Annotated in this window: 16 protein-coding genes and 1 pseudogene; 10 read left to right on the top strand and 7 right to left on the bottom strand. The window is 61.7% G+C overall.

The features are described 5' to 3' along the window. Nucleotides 1-4 precede the first annotated feature (4 nt). From cobT to ELH03_RS19665, 3 genes are all read left to right on the top strand, one after another. A complete protein-coding gene (gene cobT / locus ELH03_RS19675; protein WP_128410427.1) occupies nucleotides 5-1906 on the top strand; it encodes a cobaltochelatase subunit CobT in 1902 nt (633 codons plus the stop codon). A 95-nt stretch (nucleotides 1907-2001) separates the two neighbouring features. Beyond that, a complete protein-coding gene (locus ELH03_RS19670; RefSeq protein ID WP_130806779.1) occupies nucleotides 2002-3075 on the top strand; it encodes an esterase-like activity of phytase family protein in 1074 nt (357 codons plus the stop codon). A 77-nt stretch (nucleotides 3076-3152) separates the two neighbouring features. Continuing rightward, nucleotides 3153-3719: an ATP-binding protein gene (locus ELH03_RS19665; protein ID WP_128404950.1), complete on the top strand. Its 567-nt coding sequence runs from the start codon at nucleotides 3153-3155 to the stop codon at nucleotides 3717-3719. 6 nt (nucleotides 3720-3725) lie between these two features. Here the strand turns inward: ELH03_RS19665 and ELH03_RS19660 are convergent, their stop codons facing one another. Continuing rightward, nucleotides 3726-4361: a VUT family protein gene (locus tag ELH03_RS19660; RefSeq protein WP_128404949.1), complete on the bottom strand. Its 636-nt coding sequence runs from the start codon at nucleotides 4359-4361 to the stop codon at nucleotides 3726-3728. Nucleotides 4362-4473: 112 nt separating this feature from the next. Continuing rightward, nucleotides 4474-4770 carry a 50S ribosomal protein L28 gene (gene rpmB / locus ELH03_RS19655; protein ID WP_018243798.1) on the bottom strand — a complete coding sequence of 99 codons (297 nt, stop codon included), beginning with the start codon at nucleotides 4768-4770 and terminating at the stop codon, nucleotides 4474-4476. A gap of 241 nt (nucleotides 4771-5011) precedes the next feature. Between rpmB and ELH03_RS19650 the strand changes: the two genes are divergently transcribed. Both ELH03_RS19650 and yddG read left to right on the top strand, forming a co-directional pair. Beyond that, nucleotides 5012-5791 (top strand): DUF3108 domain-containing protein, encoded by a 780-nt coding sequence (locus tag ELH03_RS19650; protein WP_128404948.1) that lies wholly within the window; start codon nucleotides 5012-5014, stop codon nucleotides 5789-5791. 30 nt (nucleotides 5792-5821) lie between these two features. Further along, nucleotides 5822-6709: an aromatic amino acid exporter YddG gene (gene yddG / locus ELH03_RS19645; protein WP_128404947.1), complete on the top strand. Its 888-nt coding sequence runs from the start codon at nucleotides 5822-5824 to the stop codon at nucleotides 6707-6709. Nucleotides 6710-6711: 2 nt separating this feature from the next. On the opposite strand, the gene ELH03_RS19640 is transcribed toward yddG, so the two are convergent. Both ELH03_RS19640 and gloB read right to left on the bottom strand, forming a co-directional pair. Next, entirely contained in the window at nucleotides 6712-7134 is a 423-nt protein-coding gene (locus tag ELH03_RS19640; RefSeq protein WP_128404946.1) for a cupin domain-containing protein, read from the bottom strand. Further along, complete coding sequence (gloB, locus tag ELH03_RS19635; RefSeq protein WP_128404945.1) at nucleotides 7134-7904, bottom strand: hydroxyacylglutathione hydrolase; 771 nt, start codon at nucleotides 7902-7904, stop codon at nucleotides 7134-7136. Before gloB ends, ELH03_RS19640 begins: the two co-directional genes overlap by 1 nt. Nucleotides 7905-7957: 53 nt before the next feature. Here gloB and ELH03_RS19630 point away from each other — a divergent pair, with 53 nt between their 5' ends. The 4 genes and pseudogenes from ELH03_RS19630 to ELH03_RS19615 all read left to right on the top strand — a co-directional run bounded on the left by ELH03_RS19630 (nucleotide 7958) and on the right by ELH03_RS19615 (nucleotide 11417). After that, nucleotides 7958-8749, top strand: coding sequence for a class I SAM-dependent methyltransferase (locus tag ELH03_RS19630; protein WP_018448111.1), 792 nt, complete (start codon nucleotides 7958-7960; stop codon nucleotides 8747-8749). Between the two features lie 223 nt (nucleotides 8750-8972). Further along, nucleotides 8973-10070 carry a histidinol-phosphate transaminase gene (gene hisC / locus ELH03_RS19625; RefSeq protein WP_197727766.1) on the top strand — a complete coding sequence of 366 codons (1098 nt, stop codon included), beginning with the start codon at nucleotides 8973-8975 and terminating at the stop codon, nucleotides 10068-10070. Beyond that, nucleotides 10067-10990 (top strand): prephenate/arogenate dehydrogenase family protein, encoded by a 924-nt coding sequence (locus ELH03_RS19620; RefSeq protein ID WP_128404943.1) that lies wholly within the window; start codon nucleotides 10067-10069, stop codon nucleotides 10988-10990. The genes hisC and ELH03_RS19620 overlap by 4 nt, the downstream gene beginning before the upstream one ends. A gap of 8 nt (nucleotides 10991-10998) precedes the next feature. Next, nucleotides 10999-11417 (top strand): annotated as a pseudogene (locus ELH03_RS19615) (GNAT family N-acetyltransferase). Here ELH03_RS19615 and ELH03_RS19610 read toward each other — a convergent pair. Then, nucleotides 11414-12430 carry a DUF2125 domain-containing protein gene (locus ELH03_RS19610; protein ID WP_128404941.1) on the bottom strand — a complete coding sequence of 339 codons (1017 nt, stop codon included), beginning with the start codon at nucleotides 12428-12430 and terminating at the stop codon, nucleotides 11414-11416. The pseudogene ELH03_RS19615 and the gene ELH03_RS19610 overlap by 4 nt on opposite strands. A 51-nt stretch (nucleotides 12431-12481) precedes the next feature. On the opposite strand from ELH03_RS19610, the gene ELH03_RS19605 reads away from it, so the two are divergent. After that, a complete protein-coding gene (locus ELH03_RS19605) occupies nucleotides 12482-13012 on the top strand; it encodes a gamma-glutamylcyclotransferase (RefSeq protein ID WP_128404940.1) in 531 nt (176 codons plus the stop codon). A gap of 2 nt (nucleotides 13013-13014) precedes the next feature. Here ELH03_RS19605 and ELH03_RS19600 read toward each other — a convergent pair whose 3' ends face one another. Together ELH03_RS19600 and ELH03_RS19595 are read right to left on the bottom strand one after the other, a co-directional pair. After that, a complete protein-coding gene (locus ELH03_RS19600; protein WP_128404939.1) occupies nucleotides 13015-13812 on the bottom strand; it encodes a lysophospholipid acyltransferase family protein in 798 nt (265 codons plus the stop codon). Between the two features lie 281 nt (nucleotides 13813-14093). After that, entirely contained in the window at nucleotides 14094-14804 is a 711-nt protein-coding gene (locus tag ELH03_RS19595; RefSeq protein ID WP_128404938.1) for a YdcF family protein, read from the bottom strand. Between the last annotated feature and the right edge of the window lie 15 nt (nucleotides 14805-14819).

Genomic DNA, 14819 nt, shown 5'->3' with positions numbered 1-14819 from the left:
GATCATGGCAGCTCGCGGTGACAATTCGAAAGCAAAACCCGGGGCGCCTGTCGACGTCGAGCCATTGCGCCGGGCGATAACCGGCTGCGTGCGCTCGATCGCCGGCGACGGCGATGTCGAGGTGACCTTCGCCAATGAACGGCCGGGGATGACCGGCGAGCGCATTCGGCTGCCGGAACTTTCCAAGCGGCCGACGGCGCACGAGCTGGCGGTCACCCGCGGGCTCGGCGATTCGATGGCGCTGCGCCTTGCCTGCCATGACGAGAAGGTGCATGCGACGATGGCGCCGCAGGGCTCGGACGCCCGGGCGATCTTCGATGTGGTCGAGCAGGCGCGCGTCGAATCGATCGGCGCGCTGCGCATGGAGGGCATGGCGTCGAACCTGCGCTCCATGACGGAAGAGAAATATTCCAAGGCGAATTTCACCGGCATCGAGCGCCAGGAAGACGCGCCGGTCGGCGAAGCCGTTGCGATGATGGTGCGCGAGAAGCTGACCGGCCAGCGCCCGCCGGCCTCCGCCGGCAAGGTGCTGGACCTCTGGCGCGACTTTATCGAGGACAAGGCAGGGACTGAACTCGACAACCTGTCGAGCGCGATCAACGACCAGCAGGCCTTTGCCAAGGTCATCCGCAACATGCTGTCGGCCATGGAAATGGCCGAGGAATACGGCGACGACGACAGCGATGCCGACAATGACGACCAGTCGGAGCAGGAAGACCAGTCGAGCGGCGACGAGCAGGACCAGGACGACGTCGACGAGGATGCCGGCACGGATGCCGCCCCTGTCGAGGACAGCGAGGTCGCCGACGAGCAGATGGAGGACGGCGAGACCGAAGGCGCCGAAATCTCCGACGACGACATGATGGAAGAAGGCGAGGACGATTCGGAAACGCCGGGCGAGACCCGCCGTCCGAACACGCCTTTCGCAGATTTCAACGAAAAGGTCGATTATCACGTCTTTACCGAAGAGTTCGACGAGATCATCACCGCCGAGGAACTCTGCGACGCCGCCGAGCTGGAGCGCCTGCGCGCCTTCCTCGACAAGCAGCTGGCGCATCTGCAAGGCGCGGTCGGCCGTCTCGCCAACCGACTGCAGCGCCGCCTGATGGCGCAGCAGAACCGCTCCTGGGATTTCGACCTGGAAGAGGGGTATCTCGATCCCGCCCGGCTGCAGCGCATCATCATCGATCCGATGCAGGCGCTCTCCTTCAAGATGGAGCGCGACACCCAGTTCCGCGATACCGTCGTCACCCTGCTCATCGACAATTCCGGCTCGATGCGCGGCCGGCCGATCACGGTTGCCGCCACCTGCGCCGATATTCTCGCCCGCACGCTGGAGCGCTGCGGTGTCAAGGTCGAGATCCTGGGCTTTACGACCAAGGCCTGGAAGGGCGGGCAGGCGCGTGAAAGCTGGCTCGCCGGCGGCAAGCCGCAGACGCCGGGCCGCCTCAACGACCTGCGCCATATCATCTACAAGTCGGCCGACGCGCCGTGGCGGCGCGCACGTGCCAATCTCGGGCTGATGATGCGCGAGGGCCTGCTCAAGGAAAATATCGACGGCGAGGCGCTGATCTGGGCGCATAATCGCCTGCTCGCGCGCCGCGAGCAGCGCCGCATCCTGATGATGATCTCGGACGGGGCGCCGGTCGACGATTCAACGCTGTCGGTCAATCCGGGCAATTATCTGGAGCGGCACCTGCGTGCCGTCATCGAACGGATCGAGACGCGCTCGCCTGTCGAGTTGCTGGCGATCGGCATCGGTCACGACGTGACGCGCTACTATCGCCGCGCGGTGACGATCGTCGATGCGGACGAGCTTGCCGGTGCGATGACCGAGCAGCTTGCCTCCTTGTTCGAAGACCAATCCGTCCAGCCGCGCGGCGGCCGGATACGCCGTGCCGGCTGATGTCGCTCAAAGGAAATGCCTGGCATGCTAGATCCGGATGATTTTGGCCGTATGGCCCAAAATCTGAATCCGGATCTAAATCAAAGAAATAAAGCATGATGTCGTCCGAAAACCGCTTACACTTTTCGGCATCATGCTCCAAGCGTTTCTGCCGTGCGGTGTCGATTGCTCTCTATATCGCGTCAGGCGCTTTCCCGTCATGGGCCGGCGACGACGTGCCGGTCATTAGCCGGCAAATCTCTGATTTCAGGATCGGCTCTTCGGAGACGAAATTCGGATCGCTGGAATTTCTCGGCGGGCTGGAGATGGTCTCCAGCCGAGCGCTGTTCGGCTCGCTTTCTTCCATTCGTTTCCGGCAGGACCAAAAACATTTCGTCGTCGTGCTCGATACCGGCCAGTGGCTGACCGGCAGCATCGAACGTGACGTCAAGGGCAGGCTTTCCGGCCTTTCGGATGTCGAGATCACGCCGATGAAGAACAGCGCCGGGCGCAGCTTCGAGGGCAAGGGACATATGGATGCCGAAGGCCTGGCGCTTGACCGCGACCGGATCCTGGTCTCCTTCGAGCAGGACCATCGCGTCGATGTCTATCCCGATCCCGGCTTTGCCGATTCGGGAGCGATCGCCACCCTGCCGATCCTCATCCCGCGGAAGATGCTGAGCGACAATCGCGGCATCGAGACCATCACCGTGGCGCCGGCATCGAGCCCGCTGCGGGGCGGCGTGGTCATCGTCTCCGAGCGCGGTCTCGACAATGACGGCAACCGGCTGGCGGCCATTCTCAGCGGGCCGCTGAAAGGGCGTTTCTCGGTCGAGCGGGACGGCAGCTTCGACATCACCGACGGCGCCTTCCTGCCGAACGGCGACCTGCTGCTGCTCGAGCGTCGCTTCAACATGGCCGAAGGCATCGGCATGCGCCTTCGGCGCATCAGGGGCGCCGATATCAGGCCCGGCGCCGTCGTTGGCGGCGACTTGCTGCTGGAAGGCAATTTCAACTCGCAGATCGACAATATGGAGGGGCTCGATGCCTTCCAGGCCGCCGACGGCACGACCCATATCATCCTGGTCTCGGACGACAATCATTCGATCCTGCAGCGCAATCTGATGCTGGAATTCCGACTTTCGGAAGAGGCCGCGTGGGCAGCGCCGAATTCCCAGAAGCGGAATTGATCCAAGACGTCAGACCGATGTCATATGCCTCGGCTATCCCCCGCGGCATCGGGAAAACAGTCGTCGGAGGGAGATTCGTGGTGCATATTCATGTCATGGGCGCGTCCGGTTCCGGTACGACATCGCTCGGCCGTGCGCTTTCCGAAAAGCTCGATATCTCCCATCTCGACACCGACGATTTCTTCTGGATGCCGACGGACCCACCGTTCACGACGCCGAGGGATACCGACGAGCGCATCGGGCTGTTGCTCGACGAGGTGGCACTGCATGACGGCTGGGTCCTCTCCGGATCCGCGCTGAAATGGGGCGGGCCACTGGAGCCGCTTTACGATCTGATCGTATTCCTCAGGATCGAGCCGGAACTGCGGATGGCGCGCATCCGCGCGCGGGAGACTGCCCGATATGGAAACAGGATCGGGCCTGGTGGCGACATGGAAGTTAAAAGCGGGGAGTTCCTGCAGTGGGCGGCCAGCTATGACACAGCTGGTCCGGAACGCCGCAGCCTTGCGGCGCATGAACAATGGCTGGAAACGCAGACGGCGCCGGTGTTGCGGCTCGACTCGTCACGAGATATCGGCGATCTGGTTGCAGAGGCTCTGCTGCATCCCGCGATCGCCGCCGGTGCAGTCCGGCGGCGTCCGTAATCTAAATTAGCTGGCGCGAGCGGCCTGCGTCGGCCGCAGCACGTTCATCAACGCGCCATAGGGCAGCAGCATGACGAGGCCGACGATCATCTTCACGCCAAAATCGCCGATCGCCCAGGAAATCCAGCGCGGTGCCTCCGTGGCGAAGACGCCGAGGATAGGGGCTGCTTCCAGCGCGAAGGGATCGTTCGGGCCGAGGAAGACGAAAAACGCGGCGAAGGACAACGAGAAGAACATCACCGTATCGAGCGCCGAGCCGATCAGCGAGCCGACCAGCGGCGCGCGCCACCAAGCCTGGCGGCGGAGGCGGTTGAACACGGCGATATCGAGCAGCTGGCCGGCGAGATAGGCCGAGCCGGAGGCGATGGCGATGCGCGGCACCGAAGTAAAGAAGGAGAGCGTCACGCCGACGACGAAGCCGGCAAAGACGACCTTGCGGGCTGCCTTCGGGCCGAACTGGCGGTTGGTCAGATCGGTGATCAGGAAGGCGATCGGATAGGAGAAGGCGCCCCAGGTCAGGATGTCGGCAAGGTTGATGCCGGCGACTTCGGCGTTCAGCGGAAACTGGACGAGGAAGTTGGAGGCGACGACGACGAGCGTCATCAGCGCGACATAGGCGATGGTATAGCGGGTCTTCAGCATTTTTTTATCCTGGGTGATGCCACCAGTTGGAGGAGCAAACCGGCAAAGCAAAAGGCTTGTCCGGTATTATCCGTTCAAGCCTTTTGAAGCCGTATGAAAGAAGGGCAGAAACTTACGCAGCAGCGGCTTCGGCGGTCTTCTTGGCGATCTGACGGCGCAGCAGGCGCGCGCGCATCGACAATTCGTTCTCGCTGGCCTTCAGCAGGAAGGCATCGAGGCCGCCACGATGCTCGACGGAGCGAAGAGCAGCAGCCGAAACGCGAAGACGATAACGCTGGTTAAGAGCGTCGGAAATCAGCGTTACCTGGCACAGGTTCGGCAGGAACCGGCGCTTGGTCTTGTTGTTGGCATGGCTGACATTGTTACCAGTCAGGACGGCCTTGCCGGTCAATTCGCACACGCGGGACATGGAACACCTATTCTTGTTTTTCTCGGGCCATCGAATTGCCATTCCCGGCAAAACCAGGCGCGCAATCCAACAGGCATGATTGGAAAGTTGCGGTTCTATAGTCAGACAGGTTGCTCGCGTCAAGCCAAACCTTGGCCTTTCCCGCAATTCTGTCAAAAAGCTGCTGTTTTCTTCCCGTCACGGCAGGAGTATAGAGCGCTCAGCAAGGGCTGCCTGCGCCCGGCAAGACAAGGCTTTATTCATGGCTCACTCGGGCAGACGGATTTTCATTTCGGCCATCGCCGCGCTCCTTGCCATACCGGCATCGGCGGCCGAAATCCAGCATCGGACGGAATACCGGGTGGCGCTCGCCGGCCTGCCGATCGCGCGCGCCGCCTTCCTGACGCAGATCGAGGACGATCACAGCTACAAAATTGCCGGCAGCATAAATTCCGCCGGTCTTGCCGATCTCATCACGACGATTTCGGCCAAGACCAGCGTTACCGGTGTCGTGCGCAATGACAGACTGCAGGCGTTGAAATATTCGCTCTACTACAAGAGCGGCAAGAAGGCCCGCGTCTACGAGGTCAGTTACCGCAACGGCAACATCATCTCGGCGACGACGACACCGCCGCCGAAGCGTCCGAAGAACTGGATCGATGTCACGCCGCGCGACATGCGCTCGGTGCTCGATCCGATCTCCGGCCTGATCTTCACCGGCGACACAAAGGTCTGCTCGCAGACGCTGCCGATCTTCGACGGTGAGACACGCATGGATCTGGTGCTCTCGCCGAAGGGTGACGAGGATTTTTCCACCAATGGCTTCAAGGGCAAGGCTGTTGTCTGCGGCGTGCGCTTCGTACCGCGCTCGGGCTACAAGAAGGGCCGCAAGGATATCGACTATCTCAGCAAGAGCGACCGCATGGAAATCTGGTTTGCCAAGTCGGACGCGGCAAATGTATACGCTCCTGTCTATGTGCGCATTCCAACTGAATATGGAATGGTGACGATCACTGCCGTCAAATACGGCAGCAACAGCTGACGGGGCTTCTGCCTCCGTGAAGGGGGACAGGTGAAGCTTCGCGCGACGTTGATCGGTTTTACGGCCATTCTGATGTGGTCTTTCCTGGCGTTGTTCACGGCCGCCTCCGGCAAGATGCCGCCCTTCCAGCTTTCGGCCGTCTGCTTTGCGATCGGCAGCATTCCCGGCCTTGTGGTGCTTACCCTCAATCCCGCGCGGCTGGCGCTGCTGAAGCAACCGGCCAAGGTCTGGATAACCGGCATTGCGGGGCTGTTCGGTTATCACTTCCTCTATTTTACCGCGCTCCGGAACGCGCCGGCGGTGGAGGCGGGGCTGGTCGCCTATCTCTGGCCACTGTTGATCGTCGTCGGTTCGGCGCTGCTGCCGGGCGAACAGCTGCGTTGGTATCATGTGGCGGGTGCGCTTGCCGGACTTTGCGGTACCTTCCTGATCGTCGGCCGCAACGGCATCGATTTCGACGGCGCCTATGCCGTCGGTTACGGTGCCGCCTTTCTCTGCGCCTTCACATGGTCCGGCTATTCGCTGCTGACACGGCGTTTCGATGCCGTCTCTACGGATGTCGTCACCGGCTTCTGCCTTGCGACTTCCATGCTGTCGTTCTTCTGCCATGTCGGCCTGGAGACGACCGTCTGGCCGGCAACGAGTTTCGAGTGGGTCGCCGTCGCAGGGCTCGGGCTCTTTCCGGTCGGGGCTGCCTTCTACGCCTGGGATTACGGCGTCAAGAACGGCGATATCCAGATCCTCGGCGCGGCAAGTTACGCAGCACCGCTGCTTTCGACGCTTATTCTGGTGCTGTTCGGATTTGCCGAGCTGGGCTGGCGCATTGCTTTTGCCTGCCTGCTCGTCACCGGCGGGGCGGTGCTCGCCGCTCAGGATATGTTCCGCCGCAAGGTCCAGCCGCCCGTGGCAGCCGAATGATCTCAGCCGCCGGGCTTCCAATCCGGCGGCGCCATCTCGAAGCTTGAAAATTTGAAGCCGGGCGAGACGGTGCAGCCGACCAGGGTGAAATCGCCGAGGGTTTCGGCCGATTGCCACCAATTGGCGGGAATGATCGCCTGCGGCCGCTCGCCGGCGGGAAGATTCGTTCCGAGCGTCAGGGTTTCGCTCGCCGTTCCGTCTTCCGAGCGGTGCAGCGAGAGCGGCGCGCCGGCGTAATAATGCCAGACCTCGGCCGCATCGTGGACGCGATGCCAGTGCGAACGCTGTCCCCTGGTGAGCAGATAATAGATCGCCGTCGAGTGGCCGCGTTCTCCGCCCGCCGTATCGCGGAATGTCTGCACGTACCAGCCACCTTCAGGATGCGGCTGCATGCCGAGCTCGCGGATGATGTCCTCGGGCGACATCAGAAATTGTCCTTACGCTTGCGGATTTCGGCAAAGACTTCCTCGTTCGTCTTGCCTTCCATTACCAGATTGCGGCGGATCGCCGGATCGGCTGCGCGCAGGAACGGGTTGGTTTCCTTTTCCAGCCCCAATGTCGTCGGGATGGTGAATTTGCCGTCGGCGCGCAAGGCTTCGATCTCGGCGGCGCGGCTCTTGAGGCGCTCATTGTCGGGATCGACGGTCAGTGCGAAACGGGCATTGGACAATGTGTATTCATGGCCGAAATAGACGGCGGTCTCATCGGGCAACACGGCGAGCTTCTGCAGAGAATGCCACATGTCGGCAGCCGGGCGTTCGAACAGCCGGCCGCAGCCGAGCGCAAACAACGTGTCGGCGGCAAACAGCAGCTTGTCATCGGCAAAGTGATAGCAGATGTGACCGGCGGTGTGGCCGGGCGTCTCGATGACGTTGACGGTGTGATCGCCGAAAAGGAAGCTGTCGCCATCGGCCATCGTCCGATCGAGGCCGGGAATGGCGATGGCCTCGTTGATCGGGCCGATGATCTCGCAGCCGAATCGCTCCTTCAGCGCCAGGTTGGCGGTGACATGATCGGTGTGATGATGAGTGGTGAAGATATGGGTGATTTTCCAGCCGCGACGTGTCGCCGCTTCCAGGATCGGCGCCTCCTCCGGCGCATCGATCGCCGCGGTAAAGCCTGTCTCCGGATCGTGCACGAGAACGCCAAAATTGTCGGTGCGGCAGAGAAAAACGTCTAATTCCAAAGGTTTCATCGTTCAATAATCCCTTATCCCAGGAGTCTCGCGGAAATGTAGAGGTTCCGGCCTTGAAGTCCAACCGCCCGCTGATAACATTTGTCGCAATGCACGCCGATATCGTCGACCTACGCCAGTTCTATCACTCCGAGCTTGGACGTCTTGCCGAGCAGTCGATCGCCATGGCGCTGTCATCGCTCTGGGTGCGGCTGCCGCAGGAGCGTCTGGTCGGACTCGGTTATGCCGTGCCCTTCCTCGACCGTTTCCAGGCCGATACCGAGCGCACCTTCGCTTTCATGCCGGCCGGGCAGGGCGCGGTGAACTGGCCGATGGGCTCGCTCTCGACGACGGCACTGATTTTCGACGAGGAACTGCCGCTGCCGGATTCTTCGATCGACCGGGTTCTGATGGTGCATTCGCTGGAATTCGCCGAAAGCCCGCGCGAGACGCTGAAGGAGCTCTGGCGGGTGCTGGCGCCGGGCGGACGGCTGGTCATCGTCGTGCCGAACCGGCGCGGCGTCTGGGCACGCATGGAGCATACACCCTTCGGTTCGGGCCGGCCCTATTCCCGCGGTCAGCTGACAAATCTGCTGCGCGAGACCAACTTCACGCCGGGCGCGACGGCTGAAGCGCTGTTCTTCCCGCCCTCGAAGCTCAGGACCATACTGCGGCTTCGCCGCGCCTTCGAGCGGATCGGCCGAACGCTGTGGCCGGCCTTCTCGGGCGTCATCATCGTCGAAGCACAGAAGCGGCTCTATCAGGGGCTGCCGGTTGCGGCGCGGGCCTCCCGCCGCGTCTTCGTGCCGGTTCTCGCACCTCATGGCGTGCCGACCACACGCACGACAGCGCCGCGCGTCTTTTAAGACGCGCAAAGGACGCTGTTGCACTTTCAATGCTGCATAATTTTATCCTTAAATCGATTCCGATTTAAGGAATTATGCAGGAGCTGACGTCGCTCCCGGCGGTCTCCAACTGCTTGTGTCACGCCCATACCTCTCGACAACAATCGCATTCCGCTTTAATGCCACTTGGTGTTTTTCAGCCCGGATTTCCGGCAATTCCAAGGTCGAACCCATGAGCGTTGAGATGAGCAAGCCCGTTCCGCGTCCCGGTATTCTCGATATCGCAGCCTATGTGCCGGGCAAGGAACATGCGCCGGGCGTTGCCCGCGTCTACAAGCTTTCGTCCAACGAAACGCCGCTCGGCGCTAGCCCGAAGGCAATAGAGGCCTTCAAGACGGTTGCCGACAATCTGGGGCGTTATCCTGACGGGCAGGCGGTCGAACTGCGCGAAGCGATCGCCGCCGTGCACGGTCTCAATCCGGCAAACATCCTTTGTGGCAATGGTTCGGACGAGCTGCTCGGCCTGCTCTGCCATGTCTATCTCGGTGCCGGCGATGAGGGCATCATCACCGAGCATGGCTTCCTCGTCTACAAGATCCAGATCCTGGGGGCGGGCGCCACGCCTGTCGTCGTCAAGGAGAAAGACTGCACCGTCGATGTCGATGCGATCCTTGCCGCGGTGACGGAGAAGACGAAGATCGTCTTCATCGCCAATCCCGGCAACCCCACAGGCACCTATGTTTCCGTCAGCGAGATCCGCCGTCTGCAGGCCGGACTGCCGAAACATGTCGTCCTCGTGCTCGATGCCGCCTATGCCGAATATGTGCGCCGCAACGATTATGAAGCCGGCATCGAGGTCGTATCCTCCAATGCCAACGTGGTGATGACCCGCACCTTCTCGAAGGCCTATGGTCTTGCGGCGTTGCGCGTCGGCTGGATGTATGCGCCCGCCGAGATTGTCGACGCGCTGAACCGCGTGCGCGCGCCGTTCAACTTGAACGCGCCGGCAATCGCCGCCGGCGCCGCTGCCATCCGCGACCAGGCCTTCATCCAGCAGGCCGTCTCCTTCAACCAGATGTGGGTGGAGACGCTGACCCAGGCGCTCGAAGCAATCGGGCTGAAGGTGACGCCGTCCGTCGCCAATTTCGTCCTCATCCATTTCCCGGAGATCGACGGCAAGCGCGCCGCGGATGCCGACGATTTGCTGACGAGCCGCGGCTACATCCTGCGCGCCGTGCGCGGCTATGGCTTTGCCAATGCGCTGCGCATGAGCATCGGTCCTGAGGAGGCAAATCGCGGCGTGATTGCCGCGCTCACCGAATTCATGGGACATCAGGCATGAGTGTGCAGTTCGATCGGATTGCGCTGATCGGCATCGGCCTGATCGGCTCTTCGCTTGCCTACGACATCAGACGGCTTGGTCTTGCAAGGGAGATCGTCGTCGCCACACGCAGCCCCGATACGCTGAAGCGCGCGGAAGAGCTCGGCCTCGGCGACCGCTACACGACATCTTCGAAGGATGCGGTCAAGGATGCCGATCTGGTGATCGTCTCGGTGCCGGTTGGCGCTTCGGAAAGTGTGGCGAAGGAGATCTCGGGAAGCCTGAAGCCCGGGGCTGTTGTCACCGATGTCGGCTCCACCAAGGCCTCAGTCATTGCGCAGATGCTGCCGCATATGCCTGATAATGTGCATTTCATCCCCGGCCATCCGCTGGCAGGTACGGAGAAATCCGGCCCGGATGCCGGCTTTCCCGGCCTCTTCGAAGGCCGTTGGTGCATTTTCACGCCGGTCGCCGACACCGACGAGACGGCGCTGAAGCGGCTGCGCAGCTTCTGGGAAGCACTGGGCTCGAAGGTCGACGAAATGGATGCCGAGCATCACGACAAGGTGCTCGCCATCGTCTCGCATCTGCCGCATATCATCGCTTACAATATCGTCGGCACAGCCGACGATCTGGAGACGGTGACGGAGTCTGAGGTCATCAAATATTCCGCCTCTGGCTTTCGTGATTTCACCCGCCTCGCTGCCTCCGACCCAACCATGTGGCGCGACGTCTGCCTGCACAATCGCGATGCGATCCTCGAAATGCTGGCGCGCTTCTCGGAGGACCTTGCCTATCTGCAGCGCGCCATCCGCTGGGGCGAGGGCGACAAGATTTTCGAACTCTTCACCCGCACGCGCGCCATCCGCCGTTCGATCGTCCAGGCCGGCCAGGATGTCGACGCGCCTGATTTCGGCCGCCACGCGCTGGACAAGAAGTAGCCACCGCGATGGTAGAGGTGGCAAGCGCTGGCCGGGCGGATATTGACTGGTTGGTTCGCGAGGATGCCAGCTCCGGTGAGGCATGGGTATCGCGCTGTGTCGCGCTCGGCGAATATCTGGTTGCCAGGGAGGCCGGCGAGATCGTCGGCTTCCTGCGCTTCTCCCGTTTCTGGGGCAGGGTTCCCTATATGGAAATGATCCGCGTCCTGCCCGAGCATCGCCGGTCGGGCGTTGGAACGGCACTCTTTCTCGCTTGGGAAGAAGCCTGCGCGGCGACGGCGCCCACATGCTGATGACGTCGAGCGAATGCGACGAAAGCCGGCCTCAGGACTGGCATCGCCGCAACGGATTTTCCGAAACGGGCGCGATCGAGTTGCCTGGCCTGCAATCGGTGCCGGAAGTCTTCTTCATCAAACAGATAGGTTAGATCGGCGGAATCCGGCCGAGCGGGATGAAACCGCTGACGGTGGCATTGCCACGATTGACGACGAGATCGACAGAGACCTTGTCGCCGCCGCCGGCAAGCGACTTCAGCAGCTTCGTCGCCGTGTTGACGGTTGAGGCGATATCCGGAAAGGCCTGTTTCAGGCTGTCGCCCCAGGGGCCGAGCTGTTCGATCTCCAGCTTGAATTTTCCCGAGAGCAGACCCTGTTCGTCGAAGGAAAAGGGGCCGGTCAGCGTCATCACCTTGCCATCGCCGATGTCGGCGACGATGCGGCGTAGTTCACCGGTGGCGCCATTGAGGCCGCTTCGGTCGCTGCCGTCGATCAGACCGGCCTTGCCGGCGATGGTCAGATCGATGCTGGCAGACATTTTCGGAAAGATCTGCGGCCAGTCCTTGATCGCTGTATTCGCATCCTGCACGGAGATCGCGCCATCGAGATCGGCGCCGTTCTGGCGCAGATGGATTTCGGTGCGGGCGGCATCGAAGCTGATGGTCTGGCCGGTGTAGGAGGAGACGGCCATCGCCTTCAGACCCTCGATGACGGTCGAGCTGCGGTCGACGCCCTGCAGCCTGGTCGCCAGACTCGCCTGCAGGTTCGTCCATTGGGCCGAGATCGAAAGGCCGTTGCTGGTGCGGATTTCGGCCGGTGCATCGAGTTCCCAGACAATATTGCCGGGCGCATAGACCTGTGCTGCCGAGCGTAGCGCGCCGAAGGTGGCGGAGACGCCGTTGACATTGTCGTCGACGTCGATCTTGGAGCAGAACAGGCCGATGCGGAAGGGATAGCCGCGGAATTCGATATTGGAGCATTCGCCACTGACGCCTGCCTGATCACGCGGCGCGATCGCTTTCAGCACGGTGGTCTTCAGCGCCGACGCCGCATAGAACCAGCCGCCGGTGTAAAGCGCGATCACCAGGAGGACGCCTCCACCCAGCAACCAGAATTTCTTGCTGCTGCCGGATTGGCTGCTGCCGGATTGGCTTGACGCTGCCATGATGTTCTCCAATGGTGAATCGCAAATGTGATTCCCGGTCTGGCGTGCGATATGGACGAATTTTGGGTGTTTGGCTACGGTTCGCTGATGTGGAATCCGGGCTTCGAGTTCATGGAGCGGGCAGAGGCCCTGGTCTACGGCTACAGGCGTTCGCTCTGCGTCCGCTCCTTTGTCCATCGCGGCACCCGCGATAATCCGGGCCTGGTTCTCGGCCTCGACAGGGGTGGCGCCTGCCGCGGCATGGCCTTCCGCATTTCTGCGGAAAAATGGGATGAGGTGATCGAATATCTCCGCGCCCGCGAGCTGGTCACCAATGTCTACCTGGAGCGCCGGGTGCGGCTGCAGCTTGCCGGCCGGCGCCGGGTGGAAGCGGTCGCCTACATCATCGATCGCGATCATGAGCAATATGCCGGCGCGCTCGATGCGCTTGCGGCAGCACGGGTGGTGAACGAAGCAAAAGGCCAGTCAGGTCCGAATGATGCCTATGTCTTCAACACGCTGACGCATCTGAAGCAGATGGGCATTCGCGACCATTGGCTGGAGCAGGTCGTCAACGAAGTGGAGCGGCTGCGCGCCGCCTGATCTCAGCCAGTTGCCGCGTTCAGCTTGCGCAGCTCGACCAGCCTTTCGACGGCCGTCGGCGGGAGCGGCAGATGCGGATTTCGCGCGACGGTTTCGAGCAGAAGTTCGTCGCTTGCCCGCTCCGATACCTCGATCAGATGGGCGAAAAAGGCGTCCGGATCCATTCCCGGCATGATCGGCGGCAGGATTCTCACTTTGAAATGACCGGGATAACGACGAATGCTCCGCCGCGGCCAGAACAGACCGGGATGCATGGCGACCGGCACGACGGGGAGGTTAAGGTCGCGGTACATGCGGGCGATGCCGTATTTATAGACCGGTTCCGCGCCTGGCGGGCGGCGGGTGCCCTCGGGATAGATGATGAGCTGGCGGCCGGTCGAAAGCTCCTCCTTCGTGCGTTTCAGCACTTCCACCATCACCTTGCCGCGGGCGCCGCGATCGACCGGGATCATGCGCTGTTTCTTCGCATACCAGCCGAAGAGCGGGATCCACATGAGTTCGCGCTTCAGGATGTAGACGGGATCCTTCAACCAGGGCAGCAGCGCGTAGGTATCCCAGAAAGACTGGTGCTTCGGCGCCAGGATGTAACTGCCATCAGGCAGGTTCTCCAGGCCCTCGATCTCGAAGGTGGTGCCGACGATCACTCGCATCAGCCAGTGGTTGGAGCGCGCCCAGTTCTTCGGGATCGCATAGGCGATCTTGCGCGGCACGACGAAATAGTAGGGCGAGAGCACGATCATCCGGATGATGAGGTTGGCATAGAAGATCGTGTTGAAGAGAACGGAACGCAGGGCGATCATGAAACTTTCCCGAGGCATGCTCACGCGACCGGCCTACACGATATTGCCGGTCATAAAAAGCATTTGATGACGCCTTGATGCAAAAGCCTAATGCATGTCGCCCAAAAGAGCGCAGCGGTTTTGGGATCACGACTTGCATAAAACAAAGACTTAAAGCGCGTCGCATGAATTTGGTTCGACGCGACGCGCTTTAGCGCATCACCCCGAAAATCGGAATCGATTTTCGAAACGGATTATGCGCAACTTTTAAAGCGATGGAACGCCCTATCCGACGCGCGGCTCTATTGCTGGCCGGACGCATTTGCCGAGCGCAGCCCGGTGTGGCGGCCGAAGCCGGTGATGTTGCGGGCGCCGGCCAGCAGCACTTTCGCATATTCGGCAAGCATGACGCGCATCGCATTCGGGTCGGTGAACCAGTTGCTGCTCTTCAAATCCGAATTGACCACGGGATAAGCGATGAACTCGATGTCGGGATCGACATAGGAGAGTTCGGCGAGGCTTCGCGGCATGTGGTAATTGTTGGTGACGATCAGAACGCTCCGGTATCCCTTGGCGTGGATCCAGTTCGAAGCCTCCTCGGCATTGCCGATCGTGTCGATCGCATCGTAGCCGATATCGACACAGCAGGAGAAGAGATCGGCTGAACCCTGCGTCATCCTGCGGATCTGTGCCGGCGTCGTCGTCGGGTGGACGCCGGAGATGAGCAAGCGCTTGCCGGCACCCTTCTGCAGCAGCTCCACAGCCTGGTCGATGCGCTGGTAGCCACCGGTCAGTACCACGATCGCATCTGCCTTCGGCTCGGCCGGCGGCCTGAGTGTCGTCACCGAATCGGCAAAACGCAGAAAACCGCCGAACACCAGGGCGATTACCAGCAGGCAGCCAAAGCCGCCCCAGCGCAGCAGGCGGCGGATCGGCCCGCGCCGCGGCGGCAGACCCACCGGGCGACCAAGCTCCGGGTCCTGATGAATCGGGTTGGGTGTCGTATCTCCCATGGTCATGAATCGTGA

Origin of the sequence: Rhizobium beringeri, assembly GCF_004306515.1 — a bacterium.
GTDB classification, from domain to species: Bacteria; Pseudomonadota; Alphaproteobacteria; order Rhizobiales; family Rhizobiaceae; genus Rhizobium; species Rhizobium beringeri.
The sequence above is the reverse complement of the archived record's forward strand: the minus strand, read 5'-3'. Positions and strand labels throughout refer to the sequence as shown.

Coding starts and splice junctions, on each gene's coding strand:
- cobT (WP_128410427.1), top strand. CDS start 5: ATGGCAGCTCGCGGTGACAATTCGAAAGCAAAACCCGGGGCGCCTGTC.
- ELH03_RS19670 (WP_130806779.1), top strand. CDS start 2,002: ATGATGTCGTCCGAAAACCGCTTACACTTTTCGGCATCATGCTCCAAG.
- ELH03_RS19660 (WP_128404949.1), bottom strand. CDS start 4,361: ATGCTGAAGACCCGCTATACCATCGCCTATGTCGCGCTGATGACGCTC.
- rpmB (WP_018243798.1), bottom strand. CDS start 4,770: ATGTCCCGCGTGTGCGAATTGACCGGCAAGGCCGTCCTGACTGGTAAC.
- ELH03_RS19650 (WP_128404948.1), top strand. CDS start 5,012: ATGGCTCACTCGGGCAGACGGATTTTCATTTCGGCCATCGCCGCGCTC.
- ELH03_RS19640 (WP_128404946.1), bottom strand. CDS start 7,134: ATGTCGCCCGAGGACATCATCCGCGAGCTCGGCATGCAGCCGCATCCT.
- gloB (WP_128404945.1), bottom strand. CDS start 7,904: ATGAAACCTTTGGAATTAGACGTTTTTCTCTGCCGCACCGACAATTTT.
- hisC (WP_197727766.1), top strand. CDS start 8,973: ATGAGCAAGCCCGTTCCGCGTCCCGGTATTCTCGATATCGCAGCCTAT.
- ELH03_RS19620 (WP_128404943.1), top strand. CDS start 10,067: ATGAGTGTGCAGTTCGATCGGATTGCGCTGATCGGCATCGGCCTGATC.
- ELH03_RS19610 (WP_128404941.1), bottom strand. CDS start 12,430: ATGGCAGCGTCAAGCCAATCCGGCAGCAGCCAATCCGGCAGCAGCAAG.
- ELH03_RS19605 (WP_128404940.1), top strand. CDS start 12,482: ATGGACGAATTTTGGGTGTTTGGCTACGGTTCGCTGATGTGGAATCCG.
- ELH03_RS19600 (WP_128404939.1), bottom strand. CDS start 13,812: ATGATCGCCCTGCGTTCCGTTCTCTTCAACACGATCTTCTATGCCAAC.
- ELH03_RS19595 (WP_128404938.1), bottom strand. CDS start 14,804: ATGGGAGATACGACACCCAACCCGATTCATCAGGACCCGGAGCTTGGT.